The organism is Spirochaetae bacterium HGW-Spirochaetae-1 (assembly GCA_002839375.1).
GTDB lineage: Bacteria > Spirochaetota > UBA4802 > UBA4802 > UBA5550 > PGXY01.
Genome location: PGXY01000011.1, coordinates 57,815 through 66,702, shown reverse-complemented (window position 1 = coordinate 66,702; position 8,888 = coordinate 57,815). Strand labels below are relative to the sequence as shown.

Below are 8,888 nucleotides of genomic sequence, written 5' to 3'. Positions count from 1 at the left end.
TCCTTAGTCAAAATCGATGATGCTATCCAGCTCTTCCTGTTTCAGATCGATAAGATCAAAGTCCGATGGCGTTATGTCATAATTTTCCATGTTCATGCAGTGTTTAACAACATCTTCCAGGTCCCTTTTATAAAAGGCGGCCAGGGTTTCAATCGTCCCGCGCCTGAAATGATTGGTGCTGTAGCAAAACTCGAGCTGCATGGCGCCGTCAACCACAATACCGATGATGTCCAGCAGATGGGCCCTGCTGTTCTTCCCGTCCACGACACCGGCAACCTCCGTGGTCACCAGGGAGAAAACTTCTCCCATTTCACTGTTCTGGACCTGGCCCAGATAATTGAAACTTACATCGGGCTGGAATGTTTCCGCCAGTTCACCGTTAAAGCGGAGAAGTCCGTAATTGAACCCCTTGACTGGTATGGAATGCAGTTTTTCCTTCACATATTTAATCTGGCTCGAAAGCTCCGATTCGACGGGCATTCTCATCACCACGGGAAAAATCGTCGTAAACCAGCCAACGGTCCGGGTTATATCGACATCGTCGATTACATCCTCGCGTCCATGGCCCTCCAGGTCGATGTATACCATGTCACTGCCCGTCCATTCCTGCATGGATTTCATGAGGGCCGCGAGCATAAGGTCATTCACATCGGTGTTATAGGTCCTGTGAACCTCGCGGAGCAGGCTGTTCGTGAATTCGGGAGTGAATGATATGCCTACCACGTCCTGGACCGCCATGGTATTTTCGCCCAGATCGTGGTCCCTTTCGACTATCCCGTTGTCGCCGGCAGTCAGTTCATTCCAGTAGGAAATTTCTTTCTTCACCTTTTCAGAAGCTGAATATTCATGGAGCTTCACCGCCCACTCCTTGAAGGATGTGGTTTTACGCGGAAGAGAAATATCCTCCCCCTTCATGAGACTCATGTATGAACTGAGAATATCTTCCATAAGTATTCTCCAGGACACGCCATCCACCACCAGGTGATGGGCGGTCAGCATGAGATATTCCGTATCCTTCATGATAAAATGCCCCATGCCGAAAAGAGGACCGCTGGAGATATCGAAGGATGACTGGAGCCGCATGATTTCTCTTTCCAGCTCTTCCTGGCTTTCCACGCGGCACGATACAAAAAGCAGTTCCCCTTCCCCGGCACTGTTCTCCTGTCCAGCGTCCGCGAAGCGCATGCGAAGAGCGTCGTGATGTTTAAGAATTTCCTCCATACAGCGGCGCATGAGTTCATCATCGAGCCTGAGAGATGTTTTAAACAGAAGTGCCTGGTTAAAGTGATTCACATTGCAGAGCGACTGTGAAAAGAACCATTTCTGCACGGGAGTAAGAGGAGCGCGTCCCGTGACTATGCCCTGCTCCGCTTCCACGGATTTCTTCATGTCGACTATTTGTGCCAGTTCGGCGATCGTCTGATGAAGAAGCAAATCCCGGGGCTGCAGGCTGAAGCCACGCTGGTTCAGCCTGTTCACCACCTGGAGGCTTATTATGGAATCACCGCCAAGGTCGAAGAAATTATCGGAACGTCCTATTTTATCAATCTTCAGCACATCCTGCCATATAGCGGTGATGGCCGTTTCCACATCACCCTGGGGCGCCATATACTCCGTTGCCATATCGGGCCTGGAGTTATCGGGCTCAGGCAGGGCCTTTCTGTCAACCTTCCCGTTCCTGTTCAGAGGAAGCGACCCAAGTCGCATGAATACATTTGGTATCATGTAATCGGGCAGGTCTTTCCTGAGGATCGCGCGGATGGTGTCGGCCGGCATCTCACTCTCTGATACATAGTAGGCGGCAAGTATCTTGTTCTGGTCTCCCGTGCCTTTCACCACGACCACGGCGTCACTGACCCCGTCCATGGCACGAACGGCGCATTCGATTTCGCCGAGCTCGATGCGGTGTCCCCTGATCTTAACCTGGTGGTCAATCCTGCCAAGGAAGTCAACGCTGCCGTCGGGAAGCCATTTCCCAAGGTCTCCCGTTTTATACAGGATCTTGTCGGCTATTCCCTTTACGGGGTTCTTGATAAAGGTCATGGCTGTTTTTTCATTGTCATTGAGGTAGCCCCTGGCAAGTCCGTCGCCGCCCACATAAATCTCTCCCGGCACACCCACGGGAACGGGCTTCATATACTGGTCGAGAATGTAGAGGGTGGAGTTCGCTATTGGATAGCCGATCGGGATGCTCACGGCGTCATCGGGCACGCTCTTTACGGAATACCAGGTTGAAAAGGTAGTATTCTCCGTGGGCCCGTAAACGTTGGTAAAAACTCCCGGCTCGATATATGCCAGTCCTTTTCTAACATGGGAGACCGAGAGGGCCTCACCTCCCACCAGTATTTTTTTAAATATCCTGAGTGCCTCAGGCTTCGTATCAACAAACTGATTGTACAGTACCGTGGTCAGGAACAATATGGAAATTCCGTTTTCCGTCAGGAATTCTGCCAGGCTTTCAATACTCAGAACCTGTTCCTTCCGGGCGATAAAGAGCGTGCACCCGTTGAGAAGCGGCGCCCAGAATTCCATTGTGGCCGCGTCAAAAGATATAGTGCTAAGCTGGGCAAATCGGTCATTTTCAGTAATGTCGGCCCAGTCCGTATTGATCACCAGGCGCGTCACTCCCCGGTGCGTGACCATGACTCCCTTGGGTTGTCCCGTTGAGCCCGATGTATAAATGATATTACAGTCATCATCGGGATCATTGACGTTCGTGATCGCCGAACCGTTTATATGACCGCACTCATGTATAAAGCTGTCCAGTATCACCGTGTGTCCGGTGAAATCACCCAGGTTTCCCGTCAGGGACCCTTGAACAATGGCCACGGGAGCCTTCACATCGCTTATCATATAATTACGGCGGGCCAGTGGATACTCGGGATCCACGGGCACATACACGCCCCCGGCCTTGAGGATGCCCAGAACCGCCGCCAGCATCGCCGTTGATTTTTCAACCATGAGTATGACATGGGTTCCCTTGCCCACGCCGTGTTCGCGGAGATGGCGCGCCATCCGGTTGGAAAGAATGTCCAGTTCTCCATAGGTCATGGTCTCGCCGCCCATGACCAGGGCAGCCTTATCGGCGTACCGCAGGGCCATATCCTGAAATATCTCGTGGATGCATTTGTTCCGCGGATAATCGCGCTCCCTGCCGTTGAATTCATGGAGAACCATGTTCTCTTCGCCGGCATCAAGCATGCTGATTTGAGAAATATACAGATCGGGATTCTCCAGAACCGACGACGCAATATTCACATAATATTTCATGAAGCGTTCAATGGTTTCATCGTTGAACAGGTCGGCGTTGTATTCAAACTTAACATTTATGCCTTCCTTTCCCTCGATGAAAGTGAGAAAAATATCAAACTTCGCATTGGGATCATCGCCGGTGATGTCACGCAGTAGTATTTCATTCCTGTTCATGTTATTGAAGAGGTACTCCGACTCCTCGATGAACTCGAAGACCACGTCGAATATAGGTGAACGGCTCATGTTCCTTGCGGGATTGAGGACCTCCACGAGCTTGTCGAAGGGGTAGTCCTGGTTGGCATAGGCTCCCAGGGCTGTCTGTTTCACGCTTTCCACAAGCGCCTTAAACACGGGATCTCCCGTCATAACGGTCCGCATGGGAAGCACGTTGACGAAAAACCCGATGAGGGGCTCGATCTCGGACCTGTTTCTTCCGGCGATGGGAGTGCCGATGATGATATCATCCTGCCGCGAAAGCTTATGAAGCAGTATTTTAAATATTGCCTGGGTCAGAATGAAGGGCGTCACATCGAGACTGCGCGCCGATTCCCTGATCTGCCGTGACAGATTTTTATCCATGACCGTGCGGAAGGTTTTACCGCGCTGGCTCTGGACGACGGGCCGCTGACGGTCATAGGGGAGCTCCAGAACGGGAAGCTCGCCCGTAAGATCCTTCAGCCAGTATTCTTTCTGAGCATCATAGGCATCGCCTGCCAGTACCCTGTTCTGCCAGGCTGCATAATCCCTGTACTGTATGGCGAGTTTGCCCTGGGGAACGGCTCCGCCGGCGGCCATGGCAAAATAATTGCCCACGGCCTCCTGGACCAGAAGCCCCATGGACCAGCCATCAGAGATAATATGATGCATGACTATGATCAGCGCGTGTTTCTGCGGTGAGCAGCGCACAACTTTCACCCTGAAAAGGGGGCCCGCTGCAAGATTAAAGGGCCTGAACTTTTCCTTCTCCAGAATTTCCGCGATAAGACCGTCCTGGTTCTCCTTTCCCTGAAGGTCTATGACCGGCACTTCAATGGCGATTGATTCAGAAATGACCTGGACCGGCTCTCCGTTAACTTCATGAAAAACGGTGCGCAGTGTTTCATGACGGTCCGCCACGGCCTGCATGGCCCTGGCAATGACGGCAACATCCAGTTCCACATTCTCCACGAGCACGGCGCCGGGAATATTATAGAAGGGGCTGTCGGGTATGATCTTGTCAAGATACCAGAGTCTCTTCTGAGCGTGGGAGACCTCGTAGTATTCCTTCTTCTCAACGGGTACGAGTTTCGGCAGGGACGATTTTTCTTCGCCGGGCTTTACCTTTCCCAGGAGAGCGTCAATGGCCGCGGAAAGGGACTGCACGGTCTGGTTCTCAAAGGCCACCCTCAGCGGAACGTCTATGCCGAATTCCTCTTTTACGCGCGACCCTATCCTGGTGGCCTTGAGAGAGTTGCCTCCCATGTCAAAAAAATTATCGGTCTTGCGGATATCCTGCCGGTCTACAACCTCCCGCCATATCCTCATGAGTCGCTCTTCCGTGTCGGTCAACTCCTCTTCCCTGCCCGCCTCGCCGGAATCGGGAAGCATTTTGGCTGCATCTTCCGCAGTGATCTGTTCGCCGTACATTCCCTGTTCGAAATTATCGCGCAGCTTAAAACGCTTTATCTTGGCGCTGGGCGTCCTGGGAATCGATTCCACGGGGACCAGGATATCTATATGAATACCGATATCCGAGGTAAGCGCCTTGTTTATCCTTGCCAGCCGCACGGCCATGGCCTCGCTTGATTCACCGGACCTTACAAACATAACGATCTTTTCGCTGTCGGACTCATACTGCCTAAGTCCCGTTACGGCAAACTCGATATATGCCATACCGGGAACCTTCTTGATATGCTCTTCGATGTCATTGGAATACAGGTTCTGGCCATTCACAAAAATAATATCTTTTAACCTTCCGGCCACCACGATGCGCCCGCCGATCATGAAACCCATATCGCCGGTTTTCAGCCATCCGTCGGTCGTGAAGAGATTTTCGTTCGCCACGGGATTATTGAAATATCCCCGCCATGCCACGGTGTTTCCCTTCACCTGTATATGACCCACCATGTTTTCGCGTACAACCTGATCGTTTTCATCCGTAATGCGGACTTCAAGGCCCTGTATGGGACTCCCCACATCGGCCAGGTCTATGCCGTCATTGGGTGAAATAGTGGGAGCGGCGATCTTGTGCTTAAAAAACATTTCCTTGTCGACGCGATGGAACAGGGGCTCACGCATTACCGGTGATGTGGTGATTTCCACCGTGGCCTCGGACATGCCGTAGGCACACCACATGGTCCTGGGATCAAGACCATATCTGCTGAACCTGGTGAGGAAGTCCCTGGTCACCATGGAAGAGATGGGCTCCGATCCGTTCAGGAGAGCCTTGACGCACGAGAGGTCCACCCTGTCCATATCCTCTTCCTTAACCTGGGCCGTAAGCCACTGCGCCGCAAAATTGGGGCACGGGATATGAGTCGCGCCGTACCGGTCGATAAGCCTTAGAAACAGGGCCGGTTTTTCAATGAAAGTCCTGGGAGTCAGAGTCACGGCGTACACGGCGCCGAGCATGGGAGCAATATGAAAGCCGATAAGTCCCATGACATGGGAAAAGGGCATCCAGTTGGCCATGGAAATATCGTCGAAGGTTATGTCCAGCGACGTGGATATTTTTTTGCCCGAAAGGATGAGCAGCGTATCCAGGAGGTACTCGCTCGCCTTCCATCTCCGCAGCAGGATACCGGCCCTGGATCTGTCGAAACGGCGGAGCAGGCCCGGCTTCATGTTATTTTTTATCGCATTCTGTTTATGGAACTTCCGCCTTATGATATGCAGGATAAACCCGATGATGGGCCGGTAATCATTGTCGGGCACGCCGAATACGCCGGCAGTCCCCGCCTCAATGGCGTTTATGATGTTCTTGTGCGTGGGCATGACACCCTTGGGATCGCCCGTTGAACCCGAGGAAAACTGCAGAAGAGCGGCGTCACTCTGTTTCGGCCGGTGATGCTTTTTATCAGGCACATTTTTAAGCAAGTCACCGATAGTATATATTTTTACTTCACCCAGGGAGGCATATGTGTCATGAGGCTGATCGGTGATGATACAGAAGCTGGTGAGCAGCTCGCTTACTTTTGCCACACGCTCCATACCTTCACTTATAGGAAACCCTCCGGGAACGGGGAGCGGGGCCGGCAGAAACCCGCCGAGGATGCATCCCCAGAAGCCCGCCAGGAAATCCCGGGTTCCTTCAATCTGCATTATGACCTGGTCGCCGGGTTTCATCCCCTGCTTCCTCAGACCACCCAGAACGCAGCGGGCGTTGTGAAGCAGCTCTGCATAGGTAAGCAGCTCTTCGTTCCCCTCGGTATCAACGAATATGGGGCCCTTGTCAGGTGCGATTATATTGGCCACCCTGATAATCATGGGCAGATTTCTGATGAAAAGGTGAAGGCTCTGGTGACGGGGACCTGATTTTCCTTTGGTAATCGCCGGCGGGAGCATGTTAATAAAACCTTCAAGGTCCATCTCCTTCCTCTTTTCTTCCGGGGCTCCGGCCGGTTCGTTTTCCGGCATGATTTCAATCGATGCCTTCACTTCCCTGTCCTCGAATTTTCCCTGCATGTACATCTCCCTCATGACGTACCGCTGGGTTTTACCGCTCGTCGTGCGGGGAATATCCTGCATGGGAACGATGGAAGAAATGCCCGTCATTATTCTTTTACCGATGCTTTCATTTATCCGCATGAGCAGGTCCTGGAGCTTTTCCCTGTCTTTGCCGGTCTTCATAAAAAGAATTATCTTCTCATTTCCATCTTCACAATCGGTGATGCCGCATACGGCCAGGTTTTTGAATCCCACAAAGGGAAGTTGCTGCAGCATTTCCTCGATATCTTCCGAGTAAAAATTCTGCCCGTTGACAAAAATAACATCTTTAAAGCGGCCCGTTACAGTGATCCTTCCCTCCCTGATGAAACCCAGATCGCCGGTTTTCAGCCATCCCTCGGTGAAGAGCTCCGTGTTTGCCTTCTCATTCATGTAATAGCCTCCCGTTACATGGGGGCCCTTTATCTGGATATGCCCGGCAACGGTTTCCTTGACGGCATTTCCTTCATCATCGACGATCCGCACCTCCATGCCCGCGCAGGGGTATCCCTCGTCGGCGAATTCTATCATCTCGGCATCGCCTTCGGCATCAACGGCCATATGTCGGAGCGCAAAGGTCCGCCGATCCAGGTGATGAAAAACGTTTTCAGAGTTGACGGGAGGCGCCGATATCATGAGCGTTGCCTCAGCCATGCCGTAAACCGGAAACATGGCCCGGGGATTGAATCCATATTTCGAAAAACGATCGACAAAGGCCCTGACGGCGCTGCCGGAAATGGGTTCGGCGCCGTTGAAAAGAATTTCGACACAGGAAAGATCAACGCCCTGGATGAGTTCATCCTTGACGACATTCACCATCCATGAAAGACCGAAATTGGGGCTTGCCATCTGCGTAACGCGGTGCTTGTGAATAAGCTGTAAATGAAGCGAGGGATTGACCACAAAAGTTGTGGTCCCCATTTTTATCTGCATCATACTCACGGCAAGGGGTGCGATGTGAAAACCGATAAGACCCATGTCGTGGGAAAGGGGAAGCCAGCTGCACGTAGAAACGGGGTATTCCATTTCAACGGGGGGATTGCTGAACATATCATCGATAAGTTTCTGCTCCTCCTCGTTGGCCGAGGCCCGGATTATAGCGTATATATTGCTGGCGAGATTCCGGTGAGAAAGCATGACGCCCTTGGGATCTCCCGTTGATCCCGAGGAAAACTGCAGGTAGGCCAGATCATCAGGATCGGGCCGATGATAGTCCCGATCCTCGGCATGGTCACCAAGGCCCGCTATTTCAATGACCGAAAGAACCTGGAAATCCCTGTACTGGTCAGTGGACTGATCCGTGAGCAGATGAGCGTTGCCCATGATGCGGCATACATTGGCCACCTTTTCGGCACCGATTCCCATGAGGCCCGCGGGAAGCGCCAGCGGCACGGGAATAAATCCGCCCAGGATACAGGCCCAGAATCCCTCGATGAAATTTCTCTCGTTATCCAGCTGCATTATGACGCTGTCGCCCTTAGCCAGCCCCATAGATCGCATAGCACCCATGATTCGACCGCTCTGCTCCAGCAGTTCAGGGTATGTCTGCAGCTCTTCATTTCCCTGTGTATCAACATAGATAATGCCCCTTTTTGAGGCAATCCTGGCCGTTGAGCAGATCATATCCACAAGGGTCAAGGGAAAATAAGGAAGAATATTGAGTTCCGGTCCTGAAGTGACCGCATCAGGAAGTGTGGCAAGATCACTCTGGTTCGTGGTGACGAGCTTTTTATTCATTATGGAATACCCCCCAAGTATTACAATTAACAATTAGCTGAAAAACTTCATTGATGGAGTTTTTCAGGATACTTTCAGACGGCAGCCAGGTGTGATTGATTTTGCATGTAAGGTCTTTTTTTGTCAGTGAGTTGTTTTATAATCTGGCTGATTGATTATTGTGAGTCTTTATATTTTTTAATTTCAAAGGCCCGTTAAAACACTGATGGAGAAGG

The 8,888-nt window shown here is 51.8% G+C and carries 1 protein-coding gene; it reads right to left on the bottom strand.

Annotated elements, in window-relative coordinates; genetic code table 11:
• Window positions 1-3 precede the first annotated feature (3 nt).
• Entirely contained in the window at window positions 4-8,673 is an 8,670-nt protein-coding gene (locus tag CVV44_21080) for a hypothetical protein (GenBank protein PKL35309.1), read from the bottom strand.
• Between the last annotated feature and the right edge of the window lie 215 nt (window positions 8,674-8,888).